Raw genomic sequence first — 21,190 nt, 5'->3', positions numbered from 1 at the left:
GTTCGGTGGTCAGATAGCGGAAGGTGAGGGAGGTGCCGCATTCGGCACAGAAGCTGCGTTCGGCCTGCGGGGTCGAGTGGTGCAGGGCCGGCTTCCCCTTGGTCCAGCGGAAATTCTCCAGGAAGAAGCTGCCCCACGGCACGGCAGGCGCCCCGACCGACCGCTGGCACAGCCGGCAATGGCACCAGCCAGCCTGACGCACCGGCCCCGTCGCCTCATAGCGGCCAGCGCCGCACAGGCAACCGCCTTCATAGCGTGCTTCGGTCATCGCCCCCTCCCTTGCCAGTGAACATAAAGAGAACATAACGCAGCCGAAAAAGCGGCGCAACCGTCTGGTCCGCCGCTTCAGGGATGGTCTATGCGTAAATGCCTAGACGGAGATATCGACCGAGGAACTGCCGGAAGAGGAGGAGGCAGCCTGCTGCGCGATCTGCTTGGTGGCTTCCAGCGCCTGGGTAACCGCCTGTGCGGCAACCTGCGCCTGCTGCTTTTCGCTGCGCATGCCGATCACGGCAAGGCCGGTGGTATCGACGGGACCAATCGCCATTTTGGCTTCCTTTCGGTAATCCTGCAGGGCGGCCTTCTAACCGCCTGCTGATATACCTACCTGCAAAAGCCTCAGGAGTCTAGTTCGCACCAGACCGGCGTGTGGTCAGAGGCCTTTTCGCGGCCACGCGCCTTCTTGTCGATGCCGGCGTCGCGCAGCCTGTCGGCAGCCTGCGGAGACAACAGCAGGTGGTCGATGCGGATGCCTTCATCGCGCGGCCAGCGGCCGGCCTGATAATCCCAGAAGCTGTAGGCGACACGCTGCGGGTGAATGGCCCGGAAGGCGTCCGTATAGCCCAGATTCACGATTTCCCGGAAATGCCGGCGGGTCTCCGGCAGGAACAGGGCGTCTCCCGCCCAGGCGGCGGGATCGTAGCAGTCGCGCGGTTCCGGGATCACATTATAGTCGCCGGCCAGCACGACCGGTTGCTCGCTCACCAGTAATGCTGCGGCATGGGCTTTAAGTCGCTTCATCCAGCCCAGCTTGTAGGGGTACTTCTCGCTGTCCACCGGATTGCCGTTCGGCAGGTAGAGGGAGGCGACGCGCACGCCCTGCACCGTGGCCTCGACATAGCGGGCCTGCTCGTCCGTCTCGTCGCCGGGCAGGCCTTGCAGCACATTTTCGGCCGGTTGTTTCGAGAGAAGCGCCACGCCGTTATAGCTCTTCTGGCCGACGGCTTGGACCTGATAGCCCATTGCCTGGAATTCCATCACCGGGAAATCCGCCGCCTGGCATTTGATCTCCTGCAGCAGCGCCACATCCGGATCGGCCTCCTTCAGCCATTCCAGCACGTTGGGCAGGCGGGCCTTGATCGAGTTCACGTTGAAGGTGGCGATTTTCACGGTGGGCTTGCTCCAAAACGAAAGGGCCCGCGCAGGCGGGCCCCGGAGTGTAACGGTCGCGATCGCTGCTTGCTAGATCGCGCCAGCTTCTTAAATCGCGAAAGAAGTGCCGCAGCCGCAGGAGGAGGCCGCGTTCGGATTCTTCACCTGGAAGGAAGCGCCGATCAGTTCCTCGACATAATCGACCTCGGAACCGGCCAGCAGTTCCAGCGACATCTCATCGACCACCAGCTTCACCCCATCGCGTTCGAAGACCGCATCGTCGCTGCGGACTTCGTCATCGAAGGAGAAATTGTACTGAAAGCCGGAACATCCGCCGCCGGTCACCGACAGGCGCAGCATGAGAGCCTCGCCGCCCGGCTCCTGGGCGCGCAGCTTGGCGACCTGCCGCGCCGCGCTGGCGCTGAGGCCGACGCTGTTGGGACGTTCCAGCACAGTGCTATCCGACATCATCCGATCCTTCCGCGAGAGCGGGAAATGAACTGACCTAAATCTAGGGAATTTGGCGGATTTTTCAATTGCGGAGAATTTACAGCCCGTTGCGTCGGGACACGCGCGCCTGTAGGTTCCCCAGCATGTCGAGCGACACCAGTCTAGCGCCTTACGCCTGCGATCCGGAGAGTTCCCGGGGGCGGCTCCATCCGGAGCCCGAACACCCCGAGCGGAGCTGCTTTCAGCGCGACCGCGACCGCATCATCCATTCCGCCGCCTTCCGCCGGCTAAAGCACAAGACCCAGGTCTTCGTTTATCATGAGGGCGACCATTACCGCACCCGCCTGACGCACAGCCTGGAGGTGGCGCAGATCGCGCGCTCGATCAGCCGGGCGCTGGGGCTGAACGAGGATTTGGCTGAGGCGCTGGCGCTGGCACACGATTTCGGCCACACCTGCTTCGGCCATGCCGGGGAGGAGGCGCTGGACGAGGCGATGCAGCCCTATGGCGGCTTCGACCATAATGTCCAGACGCTGCGCGTGCTGACCGAGCTGGAACATCGCTACGCCGATTTCGACGGGCTGAACCTGACTTGGGAGACCCTGGAAGGCACGGTGAAGCATAATGGCCCGGTCACCGGACCGCTGGCCACGCGCAAGGCACAGCCCGGCATCCTGAATTTCAGCGCGAAATTCGATCTGGAGCTGGACAGCTTCGCTTCGCTGGAGGCGCAGGTTGCCTCGCTCTCCGACGATATCGCCTATCAGAACCACGATCTGGACGATGGGCTGCGTGCCGGGCTGTTCGATATTGCCGACATCATCGACATGCCGCTGGTCGGGCCGATCCTGCAAGGCCTGCGGAAAAGCCATCCCGATCTCGACCGGTCCCGCCTGATCCATGAGCTGGTGCGCCGCGTCATCAATGCCATGGTGACCGACCTGCTGACCGAGACGCGCGAGCGGCTGCTCCGCCGGCAGCCGAAATCGGCGCAACATATCCGGGAGGCCGGCGCGCCGACCGCCGCTTTTTCCGAGCAGATGATGGTGCACCACAAGGATCTGCGCACCTTCCTGTTCGAGCGCATGTACCGGCATTATCTGGTCAACCGCATGACCTCCAAGGCGCGGCGCCTCGTGCATGACCTGTTCGAGCTTTTGTTCCGGGAACCGCAATGCCTGCCAACCGAATGGCGGGTGCAGACGGATGCCCCGCAGACTCCCCGCACGGCGCGTGTCGTGGCGGACTATATCGCCGGCATGACCGACCGTTTTGCGCTTCGGGAATATGACCGGCTGTTCGATATCACAGACAGAACATAATGAATATTTTCAATGACCTGAAATCCCGTATTTATGCAGCGCTCGAAGCGATGATGGCCGATGGCGAGCTGCCATCCGGCCTGGCGCTGGACCGTGTGACCGTGGAGCCTCCGCGCGATCCCGCGCATGGCGATGCCGCGACCAACGCCGCCATGGTGCTGTCGAAGCCGGCGGGCCAGAAGCCGCGTGACCTGGCGGAGAAGCTGAAGGCGCGGCTGGATGCCATCGAGTTTGTGACGGAAACCTCGGTCGATGGTCCGGGCTTCCTGAACATGCGGCTGGACGATGCGGTCTGGCGCGCGCAGGTCTCCGGTATCCTGAAGCTGGGTACCGGTTTCGGCAATTCGACGCTGGGCGAGGGCAGGCTCGTCAATGTCGAGTATGTCTCAGCCAACCCGACCGGCCCGCTGACCGCCGGCCATGCGCGCGGCGCGGTTGTCGGCGACGCGCTGGCCAATTTGCTTAAGAAGGCGGGCTATACGGTCTGCAAGGAATATTACATCAACGATGCAGGCAATCAGGTCGCCACGCTCGCCCGCTCCACCTATCTGCGCTATCTGGAAGCGCTGGGCGAGGGGCCGGCGGATATCCCGGAGGGCTTCTATCCGGGCGAATATCTGAAGGATGTCGGCACGGCGCTGGTGGCGCGCGATGGCGACAAGTGGAAGGGCAGGGACGAGGCGGAATGGATCGAGCCGATCCGCGAGTTCGCCGTTGCCTTCCTGATGGGCGAGATCAGGGACGACCTGAAGCTGCTGGGCATCGAGCAGGAGGTGTTCTCCTCCGAGCGCGCGCTGGTCGAGGCCGGCAAGGTCGATGCGGTGCTGCGCCTGCTGACCGAGGCCGGGCATGTCTATACCGGCGTGCTGGAGCCGCCCAAGGGCAAGACTCCGGACGACTGGGAACCCCGGCCGCAGACGCTGTTCCGCGCCACGGCCTTCGGCGACGATGTGGACCGGCCGCTGAAGAAGTCGGATGGCAGCTGGACCTATTTCTCCAACGATATCGCCTATCACCTGGACAAGTTCCAGCGCGGCTATGCCACCATGATCGACATCTGGGGCGCCGATCATGGCGGCTATATCAAGCGCATGCAGGCGGCAGTGAAGGCCGTGACCGGCGGCAAGGGCGAGCTCGACGTGAAGACCTGCCAGCTGGTCCATATGTTCGATAATGGCAAGCCGGTGCGCATGTCGAAGCGGGCCGGCACCTTCGTAACCCTCCGCGATGTGATCGAGGCGGTCGGCAAGGATGTCGTGCGCTTCATCATGCTGACTCGGCGTAACGACCAGACGCTGGAGTTCGACTTCGCCAAGGTGACGGAGCAGTCGCGCGACAATCCGGTGTTCTATGTGCAGTACGCCCATGCCCGCGCCCATTCGGTGCTGCGCCATGCCGCCGAGGCGCTGCCGGGACAAAAGCTGGATGATGCATCGCTCGCGGCTGCCGACATTTCCCGCCTTGATGATCCTGCGGAGCTGGCGCTGATGAGGCGTCTGGCCGGCTGGCCGCGGCTTGTCGAAAGTGCTGCCGAGGCGCATGAGCCGCATCGGGTCGCCTTTTATCTGCAAGAGCTTGCGGCGGAGTTCCATGCGTTGTGGAATAAGGGCCGGGACGAGGCGGCGCTGCGCTTCATCATTGCGGGCGACGATGCCATCACCCTGGCGCGCATGGCGCTGGTGCGGGCGGTCGCGGTGACCATCGCCTCGGGACTTGAAGTCATGGGCGTCGTACCGGCGGAGGAAATGTAATGAGCTACGAGCGCGATCAGGACCCGATGGACCGTCCGCCGCTGCCGCCGGAACCGGATGAATTCCGGCGCGGACGCCGGGGACGAGACGGGGGGCGCGACGGCGGCGCAGGCGATGGCGGCGGCAAGCCGCGCAGCCGGGCCCTGCCGATCTTCATCGCACTGTTCGCGGTCGGCGCCTTTGGCGGAATCGTCTGGTACGCCTACACGCAAGGGGTGCAGAGCGGCGTCTCCACCGTGGCACCGGTGATCAAGGCCGATGACGGGCCGACCAAGGCCCGCCCGGAACAGCCGGGCGGGTTGCAGGTGCCGCATCAGGACAAGCAGGTATTCCAGCGGCTGCTGCCGGAAGGCCAAGCACCGCAGACCGTCGAGCGGCTGCTGCCGCCGCCACCGGAGCCCCTGCAGCCGCCGCCGGCGCCCGAGCCCGCGCCTTCCGCTGCTGCGCCGGCCCAGCCCCAGAGCCAGCCGCTGCCGTCGCAAAGCGTCGCAGAACGGCCCGTAGCCACGCCGCAACCTGCACCCCAGGTTGTTCCGCAGGGCACGCCTCCGGTACCGTCCGCCGCACCCGCGCCGCAACCGCCTCAGGATGCCCCCGCCAATGCGCCGGCCAATCCGCCGGCTCAGACGCAGCAGGCGGCAAAGCCTCCGGCACCCCAGCCAGCTCCAGCCCCTGCGCCCGCGCCTCAGCCCGCAGCCGAGCCCAAGCCAGCCCCGGCGCCGGCTCAGACGCAGCAGGCGAGCATCGCCGCGGTCAGCGGCGGCGGCTTCAAGGTCCAGCTTGCCGCTGTGCGCAGCGATGAGGCCGCGAAGCAGGAGTGGAACCGTCTGAAGAACCGCTACAAGGAGGAGCTTGGCGCTTTGTCACTGACCGTGCAGCGCGTCGATCTTGGCGCCGGGAAGGGGATTTACCACCGCATCCAGGCCGGCCCGCTGGACGAGGCCGCGGCTGAGCGTGCCTGCACCGCGCTGAAGGCGAAGAACCAGGCCTGCCTGGTCGTGCGTCCCTGACCGGCCGGTGACAGTCTGATGAGCGTTCCCAGCGCCGTATTCTTCGGCCTTGCCGGTCTTGAGCTGAGCGCCACCGAGCGCGCCTTCTTCCGGGGCTGCGATCCGGCGGGCTTCATCCTGTTCCAGCGCAATTGCGGCGACCCGGAACAGCTGAAGCGGCTGACCGGCGATCTGCGCGACTGCCTCGGGCGCGGCGATATCCCGATCCTGATCGACCAGGAGGGCGGCCGCGTCCAGCGCATGAAGCCGCCGCACTGGCGCCAGACTCCACCGGCAGGCGCCTTTGCCGACCTCTACCAGCGCGACGAGGAGGCGGCGATGGAGGCCGTCTATCTGAACGCCCGCCTGATCGCGGCAGAGCTGGCAGAGCATGGCATCAATGTCGATTGCGCCCCGGTGGTCGATATCCTGCGGCCGGAAACCCACGGCATCATCGGCGACCGCGCCTATGGCGACACGCTGGAGGCGGTGGCCGCCCTCGGCCTGATGGTCGCCAACGGGCTGCTCGCCGGCGGTGTGCGGCCGGTGATCAAGCATATGCCGGGCCATGGCCGCGCCACGGTGGACAGCCATCTCGACCTGCCGGTCGTTGATGCCACCGTCGAGGAAATGGAAAGAAGTGATTTCGGCGCCTTCTCCGCACTGGTCGATGCGCCATTCGCGATGACCGCGCATGTCGTCTACACCGCCATTGATCCTGAGCGGGCAGCCACCATTTCTCCTGTTGTGATTGAACAGGTCATCCGCAAGATCATCGGCTATCAGGGCTGCCTCATGTCCGACGATATCGGCATGAAGGCGCTGGGTGGCAGCTATGCCGACCGCACAGTGGCCTGTCTGGATGCTGGCTGCGATCTCGTCCTGCATTGCAGCGGCGATATGGCGGAGATGGAGGAGGTGGCGAACGCCATCCGCCCCCTGACGCCAGCCTCGGCGCGACGTCTTGGCCGGGCGATGCGGCTTCCGCCCGAACAGTCCGGCTTCGACAGGACGGAGGCGCTGGCGCGGCTGGACGCGCTGCTCGCGCGATGATGGAGACGTCCCTGGAGTATCTGGGGCAGATCCTCATTGGCGCGTCGGTCTGGGTGCTGCCGGTGCTGCTGGCCGTCACCTTCCATGAGGCGGCACATGGCTATGTCGCCTGGCGTCTGGGCGATCCGACGGCGAAGAGCCTGGGCCGCGTGACCTTCAACCCGCTGAAACATGTCGATCCGGTCGGCACCATCCTGCTGCCAGGCCTGCTGCTGCTGCTGCGCGCGCCCTTCCTGTTCGGTTATGCCAAGCCGGTGCCGGTGAATTTCAGCCGGCTGGGCAATCCGCGCCGCGATATGGTCTTCGTTGCCGCAGCCGGGCCGGGGGCGAACATCATCCTCGCCTTCTTGGCGGCCTTCATGCTGCATCTCGTGCCCGTCCTGCCGGAAACTGTGGCATACTGGACAGCGGAAAACCTGCAGAACGCAATCTGGCTTAATCTGGTGCTCGCCGTCTTCAACATGCTGCCGATCCCGCCGCTCGACGGTGGCCGCGTCGCCGTCGGCATCCTGCCCTACGAGCTGGCGATAAGGCTGGCCCGGCTGGAGCGCGCCGGCCTCGTGCTGGTGATCGGCCTCTTGTTCCTGATTCCCTTCGGCCTGGCGCAGTTCGGCATCCATTTCCCGATCACCGAATGGATCATCCTGGCGCCGGTGGAATATCTGGCGCGCGGCATCCTGGCGATCAGCGGCGTGATCTGACCATGAATGAGCGGCCCGACGATTTCGAGGAGGATGTGCCGGTCGCCATGCCGGCGCAGCTGATCCTCGATCTGGAAGGGTTCGAGGGGCCAATTGACCTGCTGCTGACGCTGGCCCGCGACCAGAAGGTCGATCTCGCCCGCATCTCCATCCTGAAGCTGGCCGACCAGTATCTCGCCTTCATCCAGCAGGCGCGCCGGCTGCATCTGGAGATCGCCGCCGACTATCTGGTGATGGCAGCCTGGCTGGCCTTCCTGAAGTCGCGCCTGCTGCTGCCAGCGCCGCCGGGTGAGCCGGAGCCGAGTGGTGCCGAGATGGCGGAAGCGCTGGCCTTCCAGCTGCGCCGGCTGGAGGCGATGCAGGAGGCCGGCGTGCGTTTGATGGCACGGCCGCAGCTCGGGCAGGATGTCTTCGCGCGCGGGGCGGAGGAGCAGTTCCCCACGGTGATTTTGACACGGTACGAAGCCTCGCTCTACGATCTGCTGAAGGCCTATGCCGATTTCCGCCGCCGTACCGAGCACAAATCGCTGCGGATCGCCCCGACCCAGCTCTACTCGGTCGAGGATGCGCTGGAGCGACTGCGGGTGCTGGTCGGCCGGGTGCCGGACTGGGCGATGCTGCAGAGCTTCCTGCCGCCGGATCTGCGCGACAGCCTGATCGCGCGCTCGGCCATCGCCGCGACCTTTGTTGCCAGTCTGGAGTTGGTGAAGCAGGGCACCGTGGAGCTGCGCCAGGGCGAGACCTTCGGGCCGATCTATCTTAGGGCCAAATCCGGCACCCCGGAGCCCCCGCAATGAACGAGACGCCGCTTCTCATCTCGGAGCGCGAGCGGGCGCAGGCGCTGCGGTTGCTGGAGGCGATTCTGTTCGCCGCGCGCGAGTCGGTGGCCGAGGCCACCTTGCTGGAACGGCTGCCGGATGGAATCGATATCAAGGGCTTGCTGGCCGACCTTTCGGCGATCTATGAGAATCGCGGCGTCGTCCTGACCCGTATCGCCGGCAAATGGGCCTTCCGCACCGCTGCCGATCTGGCGCCGAAGATGGCGCATGAGCGCACCCAACTGCGCAAGCTGTCGCGCGCCGCCATCGAGACCATGGCGATCATCGCCTATCACCAGCCAATCACCCGTGCGGAGATCGAGGAGGTGCGCGGTGTCGGCCTGTCCAAGGGCACGCTGGACGTGCTGCTTGAAGCCGGCTGGGTGAAGCCCGGCCGCCGGCGCGAATCGCCGGGCCGTCCGCTGACCTGGGTGACGACCGATGTGTTTCTCGACCAGTTCGGCATCGCCGACCTGAAGGAGCTTCCGGGAGTCGAGGAACTGAAGGCCGCCGGCCTGCTCGACAAGCGCCCGAGCCTCGCAACCATTGCGATGCGCGAGGAGGAGGCCGATATGTCATCCGGACAGGACGATGAAGAGGGCGCCGAGCCCCTTATGCTCGACGATGAGGAATTCTGACGTGCAGCAGGCAGCGATGGCGCAGCGCGCCCCTGAAACAGAGAGCAAAACCGAAACCGATACCGCCATCCTCCGGATCGAGAACATCGTTCATCATTACGGGGTGAACCGGGCGGTTGCCGGGGTTAGCCTGTCGATTGCGCCGGGCGAGGTCGTGGCCTTGGTCGGGCCTTCCGGTTGCGGCAAGACGACGATGCTGCGCCTGTGCGCAGGTGTCGAGACGCTGCAGGAAGGCACTATCTCCATTGCCGGGCGCACGGTGGCGCGCCCCGGTGCCAGCCTGCCGCCGGAACATCGCGGCGTCGGGTTCGTGTTCCAGGATTTCGCGCTTTTTCCGCATCTGCGGGTGATCGACAATGTCGGCTTCGGGCTGGACCGGATGCCGGCCGCCCAGCGGCGGCAACGCGCTCTGGCAGTGCTGGATCAGGTCGGCATGGCCGCGCATGCGCAGAAATACCCGCACCAGCTCTCCGGCGGCCAGCAGCAGCGCGTGGCCCTGGCGCGCGCGCTGGCGCCTGAACCGGGCATCGTGCTGCTTGACGAGCCGTTCTCCGGCCTGGATGCGCAGCTGCGCAGCCAGGTGCGCGACGACACGCTGCATGCGCTGAAGCACAGCGGCGCGGCCACCCTGATGGTCACGCATGATGCGGAGGAGGCGATGTTCATGGCCGACCGCATCGCGGTGATGCGCGCCGGCAGCCTCTTGCAGCTGGGATCGCCAGTGGACATCTACTACCAGCCGGCCAGCGCCTATGTTGCCGGCTTCTTTTCGGACGTGAACCGGATCGCCGGGACAGTGCAGGGCGGCCATGTCGCCACACCGCTCGGCCGGCTGCCGGCGCCGGGCTTTCCCGATGGCGCTGCGGTCGAGGTGATCATGCGCCCCGAAGCACTGAAGCTTGGCGCTGAGGCGATGCCGGGTGACGGGCAGGGTGTGGCCCGTGTCCTGACCGCGCGCATGCTCGGCCGCGCCAGCCTGATCCATCTGGAACTCGATACGGCTGGTGTGGAAGGAGAGCCCCTGCACCTGCATTGCCGCGTGCCGGGGCTTTTCCTGCCGCAGGAGGGCGAGAAGCTACCGATTTCCCTCGACCCAAGGCAGATATTCATCTTCCCGGCAGGGCAGGATTGCTGACCCGAAATTTCGGGCATGAGGACGCGTTGCCTGCCGTTGGGCTTCGTGCCATTATCCCGGCACAAGTCAGGGCGGTAGCACCAGTTGGAACGAGACAAACAAGCTGATTACCCCCGGAATACGGGAAGCATCGGAGAATTGGTACCATGAGCATCGGTTTTTGGCAGGTTATCCTCATTCTGGTGATCGTCCTGATCATCTTTGGCGCGGGCAAGCTGCCGAAGGTGATGGGCGATGTCGCCAAGGGGGTCAAAAGCTTCAAGTCCGGCATGAAGGACGAGGACGAGACGGCACCCGAGCCGGCGAAGACGCTGGACCAGACGCCGTCCCAGCCCGCGAATACCGCCAGCACGAACTCCACGGCCGCTGACGATACCAAGAAGAACGAGCCGGCCAAGAGCTGAGCCTGCCGGCGGCGGCCGGTATATCCGGCCGCAATGGCGTCCCATCAAAGGACGGTAATTCGTAATGTTCGATCTGGGATGGGGCGAGATGGCGGTGATCGCGCTTGTGGCGATCATCATCCTCGGTCCCAAGGAACTTCCCCATGCGCTGAAGACCCTCGGACGTGCCATCCGCAAGGTGCGGGAGGTGTCGCGCGAATTTCAGGGCCATGTCGATGAGATGGTCCGGGAAGCCGAGCTTGACGACGTCCGCAAGCAGCTTGAGGACGTAAAGGGCAAGGGCATCACCAAGGCACTGCAGGAGCAGGTGGACCCGAAGGGCGAGTTCGATATCAATATCGCCCCGGACCGGATCGATTCCGCGGAGAGCCCGAAGGCAAAGCCGGCGGAACCGAAGGCCGAAGAAAAGACAAAACCGCTGCCACCACCCGCCGACGCGCCCCTGCCACCCGCCAGCACTGGCGAACAGCAGGCGGAAACCGTTCCGGCGACGGACACAACGAAGTCCGATTCCAAATCCGGTACGTCGTAAGGGGCTTTAAGGAATGGTCTCCGAGAATCCCGACGACAACAAGATGCCGCTGCTCGAGCATCTGGTCGAGCTGCGCAACCGGCTGATGTATTCGGTGGGGGCGCTCTTCATCGCCTTCCTCGGCTGCTACATGGTGTCGGAATATATCTACGCCTTCTTGGTGCAGCCGCTGGCCGACGTGCTGGGCCACGATGCCGGGCGCCGGATGATCTACACCAATCTGACCGAGGCCTTCTTCACCTATGTGAAGGTGTCGCTGTGGGCGGCCTTCTTCATCTCCTTCCCGGTCATCGCCTCGCAGCTGTGGATGTTCGTAGCGCCTGGCCTCTACAAGAATGAGAAACAGGCCTTCCTGCCCTTTCTGGTGGTGACGCCGATCCTGTTCTTCATGGGCGGTGCGCTGGCCTATTACGTGGTGATGCCGCTGGCCTGGGAATTCTTCCTGGGTTTCGAGACCGGCGGCACCGACGGCTCCCTGCCGATCCAGCTGGAAGCCCGCGTCAGCGAATATCTCGGCCTCGTCATGACGCTGATCTTCGCCTTCGGCCTCGCCTTCGAGCTGCCGGTGCTGCTGACCCTGCTGGGCCGCATCGGCGCGGTGACCGCCGACGGGCTGCGGCAGAAGCGGCGCTATATTATCGTCGTCATGTTCATTGCCGCCGCGCTGCTGACGCCGCCCGACCCGATCAGCCAGATCAGCCTCGCCGTGCCACTGCTCATCCTCTACGAAATCTCGATCTGGTCGGTGCGCATTACCGAGCGCAAGAAGGCCGAGCGCGAAGCGGAAGAGGAAGCAGCCGAAAAGGCCGAAGAAGAGGCTTCCTGAACGTAACAGCCGCGGGCGGTTTCTGGACGGAGTCCGGTGAAGCGGCTATAACCCTTGCCGCCTCCACCCGTCACACCGGACCGATAGCCCCATGATCGATTTGAAGCTGATCCGCGACGATGCCGCCGTCTTCGACGCCGCCCTGGCCCGCCGGGGGATCGCGCCGTTGTCCGCCGATATTCTGGCGAAGGATTCGCGGCGGCGTTCCGTGCTGACGGAGCTTCAGACCCTGCAGGCGCGCCGCAACGAGGCCTCCAAGGAAATCGGCCAGTTGAAGCGCCAGGGCGGTGACGCCGAGGCGCTGATGGCGGAGGTCGCCGATATCAAGGACAGGCTGGCCGCCCTCGAAGCCGAGGAGAAGGCGCTGGGCGAGGAACTCGACTCCATCCTCGCCGGCATCCCGAATCTGCCGGCGGCCGATGTGCCGGAGGGCAAGGACGAAACCCAGAATGTCGAGGTACGGCGCTGGGGTAACCCGCGCAATTTCGCCTTCCAGCCGAAGGAACATTTCGACATCGGCGAAGGCCTCGGCATGATGGATTTCGATGCTGCCGCCAAGCTGTCGGGCGCGCGCTTCGTCGTGCTGCGCAAGCATCTGGCCCGCCTGGAACGGGCGCTGGCCGCCTTCATGCTGGACATCCACACCCTGGAATTCGGCTATGCGGAGACGCAAGTGCCCTACATGGTGCGCGACCATGTTCTGTACGGCACCGGCCAGCTGCCGAAATTCGGCGAGGATCTGTTCCGCACCACCAACGATTACTGGCTGATCCCGACCGCCGAGGTGCCGCTGACCAATCTGGCGGCCGATTCCATCCTCGACGAGAGGGAGCTGCCGCTGCGCTTCACTGCCTACAGCCCTTGTTTCCGCTCGGAAGCCGGTGCGGCCGGCAAGGATACGCGCGGCATGATCCGCCAGCACCAGTTCACCAAGGTGGAGCTTGTTTCCATCGCCCATCCTGACCATTCGGATGCGGAGCATGAGCGGATGACGCAGGCCGCCCAGACCGTGCTGGAACGGCTGGAGCTGCCCTACCGGACCGTCGTGCTGTGCACCGGCGACATGGGCTTCGGCGCGCGCAAGACCTTTGACATCGAGGTCTGGCTGCCGGGGCAGAACACCTACCGCGAGATTTCCAGCTGCTCCAACTGCGGTGACTTCCAGGCGCGGCGCATGAAGGCGCGCTTCCGCCCTGAGGGGGAGAAGAGCACCCGCTTCGTGCACACGCTGAACGGCTCCGGCCTCGCGGTCGGCCGCACCATGGTCGCCATCCTTGAGAATTACCAGAATGAGGATGGCTCGGTGACCGTGCCGAAGGCGCTGCAGCCCTATCTCGGCGGCATGGAGGTCATTGCCCGCGATGCTTAAGCTCGATAAGCCGCTTGAGAAGTGCCGCATCCTCGTCACCAACGACGATGGCATTAACGCGCCCGGCCTGAAGGTGCTGGAGAAGATCGCCCGGGCGCTGTCGAAGGATGTCTGGGTGGTGGCACCGGAGCAGAACCAGAGCGGTTCCGCCCATTCGCTGACGCTGCGCAGCCCGTTGCGGCTGCGGGAGGTCTCCAAGCGGCGCTATGCCGTGGACGGCACCCCGACCGACTGTGTGCTGCTGGCGGTGAACGAGCTGCTGAAGGATCAGCGGCCTGATCTCGTGCTGTCCGGCGTGAACCGGGGCGCCAACATGGCCGAGGATGTAACCTATTCCGGCACCATCGCGGCGGCGATGGAGGGAACGCTGCTGGGCCTGCCCTCGATCGCGCTGAGCCAGGCCATCGCCTTCAAGCATGCGCCGAAATGGTCCACCGCCGAGCAGCACGGGCCGGATGTGATCCGCAAGGTGCTGGAAGTGGGCTGGCCGAAGGGCGTGCTGATCAATGTGAATTTCCCGGATACCGGCGGGCAGGGCGTGAAGGGCATCCGGCTGGCCCGGCAGGCGCAGCGGCAGATCGGTTCCGCCGTGCAGCCGGGCACCGACCCCTATGGCAATCCCTATTACTGGGTCGGGCTGATCAAGAGCGAGGAACAGGCCAAGGCCGGCACCGACCTGGCGGCGGTACGAGACGGCTATATCGCTATCACGCCGATCCATATGGACATGACGCATGCCGCGACCCTGAAGGCATTGCAGACGGTGCTGGACTAGAATCGGGGAAAGGGGGCCCGCGTGAGCGCCGAAGACGCCCGCAAGATACGGCTGATCATGGAGCTGCGCCGCAATGGCGTGGGCGATACGCGTGTGCTGTCGGCCATCGAGCGGGTGCCGCGTGAGATGTTCGTGCCCCGGACCTTCGACGATCAGGCCTACGACAATACCGCGCTGCCCATCGGCTGCGGCCAGACCATCAGCCAGCCGACCATCGTCGGCATGATGACCCAGGCGCTCAATCCCGGCGACCGGCTGAAGGTTCTGGAGATCGGCACCGGCTCCGGCTACCAGACGGCGATCCTCTCGCAGCTGTTCCGCCGGGTCTATACCATCGAGCGGCATCGCGACCTGCTGCGGGATGCGGAACAGCGGTTGGAAGCGCTGGGCTGTAGCAACGTCACCGCCAAGGTCGGAGACGGCACCAAGGGCTGGCCGGAGCAGGCGCCCTTCGACCGCATCCTGGTCACGGCGGCCGCGACGGAAATGCCGGAAACCCTGATGCAGCAACTCGGGGTCGGCGGCATCATGGTGCTGCCGCTGGGGCCGCGTCCGGAAAACCAGCATGTCGTGCGCGTCACCCGGACGGAGGAGGGGTTCCAGACCGAGACCCTTTGGGCCGTGCGGTTCGTGCCGCTGATTGCCGGCATGCCCGAAGAGACCGGAAAGGCGCGGTAGGCGATGGCTTGCTTCGCGCGTTGCCGGAATGCCGGGCGCTTCGTAGAGTGAGGGGCATGATGCGCCCCTTTCCGTTCCCCGTTCTGCTTCTGCTGCTGGCAGCGGTGACGCTGGCCTCCTGTGCGCGTAGCGGACCGCCGGCCCCGGTGGTGAACGGCATTACCCCGTCACGCCTGCCGCCCAGCGCCTCCGCGCCATCCGATGGGCTGCGGCAGGGGATGCCGGGCACTGTGACGGTGCGGCGCGGCGATACGCTGTACGGCATTGCCCGCGCCAATGAGGTGCCTCTGCGGGCGATGATCGAGGCGAACAATCTGCAGCCGCCCTATGTGCTGCGGGTCGGCGATGTGCTGCGTCTGCCGAATGCGCGCTTCCATGTCGTGGCCGGCGGCGACACTCTGTATGGCATCGCCCGACGCTACGATGTGGATGTCAGCAGCCTGGCCCGCGCCAACAGCCTGTCGGCGCCCTTCACCATCCGGCTGGGGCAGAGGCTGGTCCTACCCTCGGCCGTGCAGGCCTCCCCTGCGACAACCGCTGTTGCCCGTGCCGACGATACGGTGCCGCTGGCCAATACGCGCCCCGCGCCCTCTGCCGAACCGGCTCCCAGCACGGCACCTTCAGAGCCGCAGGCCTCGACGGAGGAGCCGCGCTCTCCGCCCGCCCAGTCACAGACCGCCGCCGCACCGCCGCCGGCAAGCGGTTCCAGCGCCATCCTGAAAGCACCGCCGCCGCGCAGCGGCTCGACCTTCCTGATGCCGGTGAACGGGCGCATCCTGTCCGATTTCGGCCCAAGGGGCGGCGGGCTGCATAATGATGGCATCAATATCGCGGCGCCGCGCGGCACGCCGGTGCTGGCCGCCGAGAATGGCGTTGTGGTCTATGCCGGCAGCGAGCTGAAGGGATTCGGCAATCTGCTGCTCATCAACCACGCCGGCGGCTACATGACCGCCTATGCGCATAATGAGGCGCTGCTGGTGCGGCGTGGCGACGAGGTGCGGCGCGGTCAGGCCATCGCTCGCGTGGGGCGCACCGGCAGCGTGGATACACCGCAGCTGCATTTCGAGGTGCGGCGCAATTCCCGCGCGGTCGATCCGAAACCCTACCTGCAGCGCGGCGTCGCGGAACTTCCGCGTTAGAGCAGGGGCTTGCCCAAACGGCCCGCCAGATCCTGGATGAACTGCCAGGCGACACGGCCGGAGCGGCTGCCGCGCCCGACCGACCATTCAACCGCCTCGGCATGCAGCTGCTCGACCGGCACGCCCAGGCCGAACGCCTCGTTATAGCCCTCGATCATCGCGAAATAGGTGTCCTGGTCGCAGGCATGGAAGCCCAGCCACAGGCCGAACCGGTCGGACAGCGACACTTTCTCCTCGACCGCCTCGGACGGGTTGATGGCGGTCGAACGTTCATTCTCGATCATGTCGCGCGCCATCAGATGGCGACGGTTCGAGGTGGCGTAGAACAGCACATTCTCGGGCCGGCCCTCAATGCCGCCCTCCAGCACCGCCTTCAGCGACTTGTAGGCATTGTCCGCCACATCGAAGGACAGGTCGTCGCAGAAGATGATGGAACGCCGCCCGGCCTGCTTCAGCAGTTTCAGAAGCTGGGGCAGGGAACCGATATCCTCGCGATGGATCTCGACCAGCGCCAGCGAGCCCGGAAACTCCTGATTGACGGCGGCGTGCACCGCCTTCACCAGCGAGCTCTTGCCCATGCCGCGCGCGCCCCACAGCAGCGTGTTGTTGGCCGGCAGGCCTTGTGCGAACCGCCGCGTATTGTCCAGCAACGTGTCGCGCTGCCGCTTGACACCCTGCAGCAGCCGCAGCTCGACGCGGGAAATGGATGGCACCGGGTCCATGCTGGCGCTCTCGGCGTTCCAGATGAAGCCATCGGCGGCATTGATATCCACCGCCTTCACAGCCGGGGGGGCCAGCCGCTCCAGCGCGTCGGCGATACGGGTCAGCAAGGGCAGAAGCTCGGGGGTCGTATTCATGGGCGAAGCCACCTACATCAGCGGAGCGGGGAGCCTAGTGGCTGCGCGCGCACGGGGTCAACGGGCTGTGTCTCATGGCAGGGTCGATTCGGTAAGTGCGGCGCTGTTGCAATCGCCGTCCGTCCGGGTATAGTCCGCCCCATGAATTAACCGCCTGCGGGCGGAAAAACAAGGAGCCGCAAATGCTTATCTCCCCGGCTTATGCCCAGGCTGCAGGCGGTGGCGACTTCGTCGTGTCGCTTCTCCCCCTGGTGCTGATCTTCGTCGTGTTCTACTTCCTGCTGATCCGTCCGCAGCAGAAGAAGGTGAAGGCGCACAAGGAAATGCTGTCGAACATCCGTCGCGGCGACCGTGTCGTCACCAATGGCGGCATCATCGGCAGCGTCACCCGCGTCAACGATGACAACGAACTCACGCTGGAGATCGCCGAGGGCGTGCGCGTCCGCGCCGTCCGCGCCATGGTCGCCGATGTGCTGGCCAAGACCGAGCCGGCCAAGGCCGCCAGCGACGATGACGAGGATGAGGAAGCCCCGGCCGAGGCGCCGCGCAAGCGCACCAGCCGCAGCCGCGCGAAGCCTGCCGAGACCAAGCCTGCTGAGACCAAGCCGGCCGAAACCGGCAGCACGGAAGCCCCGTAAGGCCGGTTTCCGCAGTAAGGCGGCTTCACCGTCGCCTGACCCTTTTCCCTTCATCGGAGCGTTCCGGCCACAATGCTGCATTTCCCCAAGTGGAAGATCGCACTGGTCCTGGTGATCTGTCTCCTCGGTGCTGCTTATGCGACACCGAACCTGCTTGACCGTTCGGTTGTCGAGAAGGCGCCCAGCTGGATGAATTTCCAGCAAATCAATCTGGGCCTCGATCTGCGCGGCGGCTCGCACCTGCTGCTGGAGGTCGATCTCGACACGGTGGTCCGGGAACGGCTGGAGTCGGTGGTCGATCTGGCGCGCACCGAACTGCGCAAGGAGCGGATCGGCTATACCGATCTGGGCGTCTCCGGGGAAAATGTGGTCTTCCGGCTGCGGGAAGCGGCGGATGCCGACCGGGCCATGGCGTTGCTGCGCGATGCCGATGGCGATCTGACGATCGAGCAGAGCGACGGGCGCATCGTGGCGACCTTGCGGGAAAGCGCGCTGACGGCGCGCAAGCAGGCGGCCATCGAACAATCCATCGAGATCGTGCGCCGCCGCATCGACGAGACCGGAACGCGCGAGCCGACGATCCAGCGTCAGGGCGAGGACCGCATCCTGGTCCAGCTGCCGGGCGTGGACGATCCGGAACGCATCAAGGCGCTGCTCGGCCAGACCGCCAAGATGGTGTTCCGCCTGGTCGATGACCGCAACTCGCTGGGCGAGGCGATGGCCGGTCGCGTGCCGCCGGGTTCCGCCCTGCTGCCCTCGGACGAGGTCGGCGCCGATGGCCGTCCGGCACAGATGTATCTGATCGAACGCCGGGTGATGGTTAGTGGCGACACGCTGGTCGATGCGCAGCCCAGCTTCAACAATGGCGAGCCGGTCGTCTCCTTCCGCTTCGATTCGGTGGGCGCCAAGCGTTTCGCCGATGCCACGGCAGCCAATGTGAACCGTCCCTTCGCCATCGTGCTGGACGACAAGGTCATCAGCGCCCCGGTGATCCGCGAACCGATCCTCGGCGGCAGCGGCATCATCTCCGGCAATTTCACCGTGCAGGAAGCCCAGGACCTCGCGCTGCTGCTGCGCGCCGGTGCGCTGCCGGCCCCGCTGACGGTGCTGGAGGAACGCACGGTCGGCCCCGGCCTTGGTGCCGATTCGATTGCCGCCGGCGAAGCCGCCGCCCTGCTGGGCCTGGTGCTGGTCATCGTCTTTATGGTCCTGGCCTATGGCCTGTTCGGCGTGATCGCCAACATCGCGCTGCTGGTCAATCTGGTGCTGATCGTTGCCGCGCTGTCGGTCTTGCAGGCGACGCTGACGTTGCCCGGTATCGCCGGCATCGTGTTGACCATCGGTATGGCGGTCGATGCCAATGTGCTGGTGTTCGAGCGCATGCGCGAGGAGGCCAAGAACGGCCGCCCGCCGGTATCGGCCATCGATGCCGGCTACAGCCGGGCGATCTCCACCATCGTTGACGCGAATCTCACGACCTTCATCGCGGCGCTGCTGCTGTTCATCTTCGGGTCCGGCCCGATCCGCGGCTTTGCCGTCACCCTGTCGATTGGCCTCGTCACCTCCATGTTCACGGCGATCATGGTGACGCGCCTCATCGTCGTGCTCTGGCTGCGCCGGTCGCGGCCGAAGACGCTGCCGATCTGAGCGGAGAGAGACGATGCGATTCATGAAATTCCTCGCCGGCACACCGCACGTTCCCTTCCTGCGCTTCAAGGGACTGTGCTTCGCGCTCTCCGCGTTGCTGATGCTCGGTTCGCTGGTGTCGCTGGCGACCCAGGGGCTGAATTTCGGCATCGATTTCCGCGGCGGCATCCTGATGGAAGTCCGCACGCCACAGCCGGCAAACCTGTCCGAAATGCGCTCCACCCTCGGCCAGCTCGGGCTGGGTGAGGTGTCCTTGCAGGAATTTGGCGCCGAAACGGACGTGCTCATCCGCATCCAGCAGCAGGATGGCGGGGAGGCTGGCCAGCAGGCCGCTATCGAGGCGGTGCGGGGAGCGCTGGGCGACGATGTGAACTACCGGCGTGTCGAGTTTGTCGGCCCCAAGGTTGGTGCCGAGTTGATTCAGGACGGTATCCTGGCGGTGCTGATAGCGCTGGGCGCTATCCTGATGTACATCTGGTTCCGCTTCGAATGGCAGTTCGGCGTCGGCGGCGTGCTGACGCTGATCCATGACGTGCTGATCACCATCGGCCTGTTCTCCGTACTGCAGCTGGAGTTCAACCTGTCCACGGTGGCGGCGATCCTGACCATCGCCGGCTATTCGATCAACGATACCGTCGTGGTCTATGACCGCATCCGCGAGAATCTGCGCAAGTACAAAAAGCTCGATATCAGCGCGCTGTGTGACCTCAGCCTGAACGACACGCTGGCCCGCACGCTGTTGACCAGCGGCACCACAATCCTGGCCCTGGTCGCTCTGTTCTCCTTCGGTGGACCGGTCGTCCGCGATTTCAGCGGCGCGCTGATCTTCGGCATCCTGATCGGTACCTATTCCTCGATCTTCATCGCCACGCCGGTGCTGACCTACATGAATCTCCGCCGCGACAGCGACAACGCGGCGGAAGATGCCGGCAAGGCGACCACGGCCGGTTGATCGGCGGATGGACGTTACCCCCCGCATCGCCGAGGGACGGCAGCTTATCGAGAGCTATGGCGCCGGCCGCTTCAAGATCACCGGCACAGTGCATGAAGGCTCCGTGCTGGTGTTTCCGGACCGCGTCCTGGAGTGGCCCGTCACCGACTTCCAGTCGATTGACGAGGCCAGCCTGTCGGCCTTCACCGCCCCGGATACACCGGAAGTCGATATCCTGCTGATCGGCTGTGGGGCGCAGATGCGCTTCGTGCCGCCGGCCCTGCGGCAGGCACTGCGGGATGCAGGCATCGTCATCGACGCGATGGATACCGGGGCAGCCTGCCGCACCTACAACGTGCTGATGTCGGAAGACCGCCGGGTCGCCGCCGCGCTAATCGCGGTGGAATAGAAACGAAAACGGGGGCCGAAAGGCCCCCGCACTCGTCTTGACTGACCGGAGATATCAGGCGGCCAGGTTCTTTTCCGCGAAGTCCCAGTTCACCAGGTGATCCAGGAAGGCGGCCAGGAAGTCCGGCCGGCGGTTCTGGTAGTCCAGATAGTAGGCATGCTCCCACACGTCGCAGGTCAGCAGCGCCTTCTTGCCCTTGGTCATCGGCAGTTCGGCGTTCGGGGTCTTCATGACCGCCAGCTTGCCGCCATCCTCGACCAGCCAGGCCCAGCCGCTGCCGAACTGTCCGGCGCCGGCAGCCTTGAATTCCTCGGCGAACTTCTCGTAGGAGCCGAAGGACTCGTCGATCATCTTGGCAATCTTGCCGCTGGGCTTGCCGCCGCCGCCCGGCTTCATCGAATGCCAGAAGAAGGTGTGGTTCCACACCTGCGCGGCGTTGTTGAAGATGCCAGCCTTCGAGGCATCGCCGGCGCTGTCGAGGATGATTTCCTCCAGCGACTTCGAGGCGAGCGGCGTGCCGTCGATCATCTTGTTCAGGTTCACAACATAGGTGTTGTGGTGCTTGCCATGATGGAAGCTGAAGGTGTTGGCGGAGATGTGCGGCTCCAGGGCGTTCTGCGCGTAGGGCAGGGCCGGAAGTTCGAAGGGCATGATATTCCTCGTTGGCTTGTTCCGTTGCGCGGGAAGACGCCGGTAAAAGGCGGCGGCTCGCGAGAAAACGTCCGGCATAGGTGATCGCCGGATGACCTTTCATGTA

25 protein-coding genes are annotated in these 21,190 nt (G+C 65.2%); 19 read left to right on the top strand and 6 right to left on the bottom strand.

Features of this window, described 5'->3' with window-relative positions:
- The 4 genes from MK313_RS14975 to erpA form a co-directional block, all read right to left on the bottom strand.
- On the bottom strand, window positions 1-268 hold a 268-nt coding region (locus MK313_RS14975), incomplete at its 3' end, for a GFA family protein (RefSeq protein WP_287782590.1).
- A gap of 102 nt (window positions 269-370) precedes the next feature.
- The gene (locus MK313_RS14970) at window positions 371-547 is read right to left on the bottom strand and encodes a hypothetical protein (protein WP_176342573.1); all 177 of its coding nucleotides are present in this window, start codon (window positions 545-547) and stop codon (window positions 371-373) included.
- A gap of 71 nt (window positions 548-618) precedes the next feature.
- On the bottom strand, window positions 619-1,389 hold the full coding sequence (locus MK313_RS14965) for an exodeoxyribonuclease III (RefSeq protein ID WP_287782587.1): 771 nt from the start codon (window positions 1,387-1,389) through the stop codon (window positions 619-621).
- Between the two features lie 90 nt (window positions 1,390-1,479).
- Entirely contained in the window at window positions 1,480-1,842 is a 363-nt protein-coding gene (gene erpA / locus MK313_RS14960) for an iron-sulfur cluster insertion protein ErpA (RefSeq protein ID WP_008944682.1), read from the bottom strand.
- Window positions 1,843-1,964: 122 nt separating this feature from the next.
- Here erpA and MK313_RS14955 point away from each other — a divergent pair, with 122 nt between their 5' ends.
- The 15 genes from MK313_RS14955 to MK313_RS14885 all read left to right on the top strand — a co-directional run bounded on the left by MK313_RS14955 (window position 1,965) and on the right by MK313_RS14885 (window position 15,951).
- Entirely contained in the window at window positions 1,965-3,143 is a 1,179-nt protein-coding gene (locus tag MK313_RS14955) for a deoxyguanosinetriphosphate triphosphohydrolase (RefSeq protein WP_287782585.1), read from the top strand.
- Window positions 3,143-4,894, top strand: a complete 1,752-nt coding sequence (gene argS, locus MK313_RS14950; protein WP_121217687.1) for an arginine--tRNA ligase — start codon at window positions 3,143-3,145, stop codon at window positions 4,892-4,894. The genes MK313_RS14955 and argS overlap by 1 nt, the downstream gene beginning before the upstream one ends.
- Window positions 4,894-5,904, top strand: coding sequence for an SPOR domain-containing protein (locus MK313_RS14945; RefSeq protein WP_121217689.1), 1,011 nt, complete (start codon window positions 4,894-4,896; stop codon window positions 5,902-5,904). Before argS ends, MK313_RS14945 begins: the two co-directional genes overlap by 1 nt.
- An 18-nt stretch (window positions 5,905-5,922) precedes the next feature.
- The gene (nagZ, locus tag MK313_RS14940; RefSeq protein ID WP_121217691.1) at window positions 5,923-6,936 is read left to right on the top strand and encodes a beta-N-acetylhexosaminidase; all 1,014 of its coding nucleotides are present in this window, start codon (window positions 5,923-5,925) and stop codon (window positions 6,934-6,936) included.
- Window positions 6,933-7,637 (top strand): site-2 protease family protein, encoded by a 705-nt coding sequence (locus tag MK313_RS14935; RefSeq protein WP_008944677.1) that lies wholly within the window; start codon window positions 6,933-6,935, stop codon window positions 7,635-7,637. The genes nagZ and MK313_RS14935 overlap by 4 nt, the downstream gene beginning before the upstream one ends.
- Window positions 7,638-7,639: 2 nt before the next feature.
- A complete protein-coding gene (locus MK313_RS14930) occupies window positions 7,640-8,434 on the top strand; it encodes a segregation and condensation protein A (RefSeq protein ID WP_121217693.1) in 795 nt (264 codons plus the stop codon).
- Entirely contained in the window at window positions 8,431-9,093 is a 663-nt protein-coding gene (scpB, locus tag MK313_RS14925; RefSeq protein ID WP_287782580.1) for an SMC-Scp complex subunit ScpB, read from the top strand. The genes MK313_RS14930 and scpB overlap by 4 nt, the downstream gene beginning before the upstream one ends.
- Window position 9,094: 1 nt before the next feature.
- The gene (locus MK313_RS14920; RefSeq protein WP_287782578.1) at window positions 9,095-10,228 is read left to right on the top strand and encodes an ABC transporter ATP-binding protein; all 1,134 of its coding nucleotides are present in this window, start codon (window positions 9,095-9,097) and stop codon (window positions 10,226-10,228) included.
- 146 nt (window positions 10,229-10,374) lie between these two features.
- Window positions 10,375-10,632, top strand: coding sequence for a twin-arginine translocase TatA/TatE family subunit (gene tatA / locus MK313_RS14915; protein ID WP_121217701.1), 258 nt, complete (start codon window positions 10,375-10,377; stop codon window positions 10,630-10,632).
- 64 nt (window positions 10,633-10,696) lie between these two features.
- Window positions 10,697-11,164 carry a Sec-independent protein translocase protein TatB gene (tatB, locus tag MK313_RS14910; protein WP_287782576.1) on the top strand — a complete coding sequence of 156 codons (468 nt, stop codon included), beginning with the start codon at window positions 10,697-10,699 and terminating at the stop codon, window positions 11,162-11,164.
- Window positions 11,165-11,177: 13 nt separating this feature from the next.
- The gene (gene tatC / locus MK313_RS14905) at window positions 11,178-11,990 is read left to right on the top strand and encodes a twin-arginine translocase subunit TatC (protein WP_121217705.1); all 813 of its coding nucleotides are present in this window, start codon (window positions 11,178-11,180) and stop codon (window positions 11,988-11,990) included.
- A 91-nt stretch (window positions 11,991-12,081) separates the two neighbouring features.
- Window positions 12,082-13,359 carry a serine--tRNA ligase gene (gene serS / locus MK313_RS14900; RefSeq protein ID WP_287782575.1) on the top strand — a complete coding sequence of 426 codons (1,278 nt, stop codon included), beginning with the start codon at window positions 12,082-12,084 and terminating at the stop codon, window positions 13,357-13,359.
- Window positions 13,352-14,134 carry a 5'/3'-nucleotidase SurE gene (gene surE, locus MK313_RS14895; RefSeq protein WP_121217709.1) on the top strand — a complete coding sequence of 261 codons (783 nt, stop codon included), beginning with the start codon at window positions 13,352-13,354 and terminating at the stop codon, window positions 14,132-14,134. The genes serS and surE overlap by 8 nt, the downstream gene beginning before the upstream one ends.
- A 21-nt stretch (window positions 14,135-14,155) precedes the next feature.
- A complete protein-coding gene (locus MK313_RS14890; protein WP_008944668.1) occupies window positions 14,156-14,812 on the top strand; it encodes a protein-L-isoaspartate(D-aspartate) O-methyltransferase in 657 nt (218 codons plus the stop codon).
- Window positions 14,813-14,868: 56 nt separating this feature from the next.
- Entirely contained in the window at window positions 14,869-15,951 is a 1,083-nt protein-coding gene (locus tag MK313_RS14885; RefSeq protein ID WP_287782572.1) for a LysM peptidoglycan-binding domain-containing M23 family metallopeptidase, read from the top strand.
- Here MK313_RS14885 and MK313_RS14880 read toward each other — a convergent pair.
- Window positions 15,948-16,808: an ATP-binding protein gene (locus tag MK313_RS14880; RefSeq protein WP_008944666.1), complete on the bottom strand. Its 861-nt coding sequence runs from the start codon at window positions 16,806-16,808 to the stop codon at window positions 15,948-15,950. The two genes, MK313_RS14885 and MK313_RS14880, sit on opposite strands and share 4 nt — an antisense overlap.
- A gap of 233 nt (window positions 16,809-17,041) precedes the next feature.
- On the opposite strand from MK313_RS14880, the gene yajC reads away from it, so the two are divergent.
- The 4 genes from yajC (at window position 17,042) to MK313_RS14860 (ending at window position 20,433) form a co-directional block, all read left to right on the top strand.
- The gene (yajC, locus tag MK313_RS14875; RefSeq protein ID WP_322095727.1) at window positions 17,042-17,446 is read left to right on the top strand and encodes a preprotein translocase subunit YajC; all 405 of its coding nucleotides are present in this window, start codon (window positions 17,042-17,044) and stop codon (window positions 17,444-17,446) included.
- A 72-nt stretch (window positions 17,447-17,518) separates the two neighbouring features.
- Window positions 17,519-19,093 carry a protein translocase subunit SecD gene (secD, locus tag MK313_RS14870; RefSeq protein WP_008944664.1) on the top strand — a complete coding sequence of 525 codons (1,575 nt, stop codon included), beginning with the start codon at window positions 17,519-17,521 and terminating at the stop codon, window positions 19,091-19,093.
- A gap of 13 nt (window positions 19,094-19,106) precedes the next feature.
- Window positions 19,107-20,045, top strand: a complete 939-nt coding sequence (secF, locus tag MK313_RS14865) for a protein translocase subunit SecF (protein ID WP_322098640.1) — start codon at window positions 19,107-19,109, stop codon at window positions 20,043-20,045.
- 7 nt (window positions 20,046-20,052) lie between these two features.
- A complete protein-coding gene (locus tag MK313_RS14860; protein ID WP_287782568.1) occupies window positions 20,053-20,433 on the top strand; it encodes an Mth938-like domain-containing protein in 381 nt (126 codons plus the stop codon).
- Between the two features lie 54 nt (window positions 20,434-20,487).
- On the opposite strand, the gene MK313_RS14855 is transcribed toward MK313_RS14860, so the two are convergent.
- A complete protein-coding gene (locus MK313_RS14855) occupies window positions 20,488-21,084 on the bottom strand; it encodes a superoxide dismutase (RefSeq protein ID WP_287782566.1) in 597 nt (198 codons plus the stop codon).
- Window positions 21,085-21,190 lie beyond the last annotated feature (106 nt).

The organism is Oceanibaculum sp. (genome assembly GCF_022449305.1).
In the GTDB taxonomy this organism is placed as follows: domain Bacteria; phylum Pseudomonadota; class Alphaproteobacteria; order Oceanibaculales; family Oceanibaculaceae; genus Oceanibaculum; species Oceanibaculum indicum.
This window is presented reverse-complemented; position numbering and strand designations above follow the sequence as displayed.

Excerpts from the sequence above, each read along its gene's own strand:
- secD (WP_008944664.1), top strand. The coding sequence starts at position 17,519 with ATGCTGCATTTCCCCAAGTGGAAGATCGCACTGGTCCTGGTGATCTGT.
- MK313_RS14855 (WP_287782566.1), bottom strand. The coding sequence starts at position 21,084 with ATGCCCTTCGAACTTCCGGCCCTGCCCTACGCGCAGAACGCCCTGGAG.
- MK313_RS14930 (WP_121217693.1), top strand. The coding sequence starts at position 7,640 with ATGAATGAGCGGCCCGACGATTTCGAGGAGGATGTGCCGGTCGCCATG.
- MK313_RS14880 (WP_008944666.1), bottom strand. The coding sequence starts at position 16,808 with ATGAATACGACCCCCGAGCTTCTGCCCTTGCTGACCCGTATCGCCGAC.
- tatA (WP_121217701.1), top strand. The coding sequence starts at position 10,375 with ATGAGCATCGGTTTTTGGCAGGTTATCCTCATTCTGGTGATCGTCCTG.
- surE (WP_121217709.1), top strand. The coding sequence starts at position 13,352 with ATGCTTAAGCTCGATAAGCCGCTTGAGAAGTGCCGCATCCTCGTCACC.
- MK313_RS14860 (WP_287782568.1), top strand. The coding sequence starts at position 20,053 with ATGGACGTTACCCCCCGCATCGCCGAGGGACGGCAGCTTATCGAGAGC.
- tatB (WP_287782576.1), top strand. The coding sequence starts at position 10,697 with ATGTTCGATCTGGGATGGGGCGAGATGGCGGTGATCGCGCTTGTGGCG.
- MK313_RS14945 (WP_121217689.1), top strand. The coding sequence starts at position 4,894 with ATGAGCTACGAGCGCGATCAGGACCCGATGGACCGTCCGCCGCTGCCG.
- erpA (WP_008944682.1), bottom strand. The coding sequence starts at position 1,842 with ATGATGTCGGATAGCACTGTGCTGGAACGTCCCAACAGCGTCGGCCTC.
- secF (WP_322098640.1), top strand. The coding sequence starts at position 19,107 with ATGCGATTCATGAAATTCCTCGCCGGCACACCGCACGTTCCCTTCCTG.
- argS (WP_121217687.1), top strand. The coding sequence starts at position 3,143 with ATGAATATTTTCAATGACCTGAAATCCCGTATTTATGCAGCGCTCGAA.
- MK313_RS14970 (WP_176342573.1), bottom strand. The coding sequence starts at position 547 with ATGGCGATTGGTCCCGTCGATACCACCGGCCTTGCCGTGATCGGCATG.
- tatC (WP_121217705.1), top strand. The coding sequence starts at position 11,178 with ATGGTCTCCGAGAATCCCGACGACAACAAGATGCCGCTGCTCGAGCAT.
- nagZ (WP_121217691.1), top strand. The coding sequence starts at position 5,923 with ATGAGCGTTCCCAGCGCCGTATTCTTCGGCCTTGCCGGTCTTGAGCTG.
- MK313_RS14935 (WP_008944677.1), top strand. The coding sequence starts at position 6,933 with ATGATGGAGACGTCCCTGGAGTATCTGGGGCAGATCCTCATTGGCGCG.
- MK313_RS14885 (WP_287782572.1), top strand. The coding sequence starts at position 14,869 with ATGATGCGCCCCTTTCCGTTCCCCGTTCTGCTTCTGCTGCTGGCAGCG.
- MK313_RS14955 (WP_287782585.1), top strand. The coding sequence starts at position 1,965 with ATGTCGAGCGACACCAGTCTAGCGCCTTACGCCTGCGATCCGGAGAGT.
- scpB (WP_287782580.1), top strand. The coding sequence starts at position 8,431 with ATGAACGAGACGCCGCTTCTCATCTCGGAGCGCGAGCGGGCGCAGGCG.
- serS (WP_287782575.1), top strand. The coding sequence starts at position 12,082 with ATGATCGATTTGAAGCTGATCCGCGACGATGCCGCCGTCTTCGACGCC.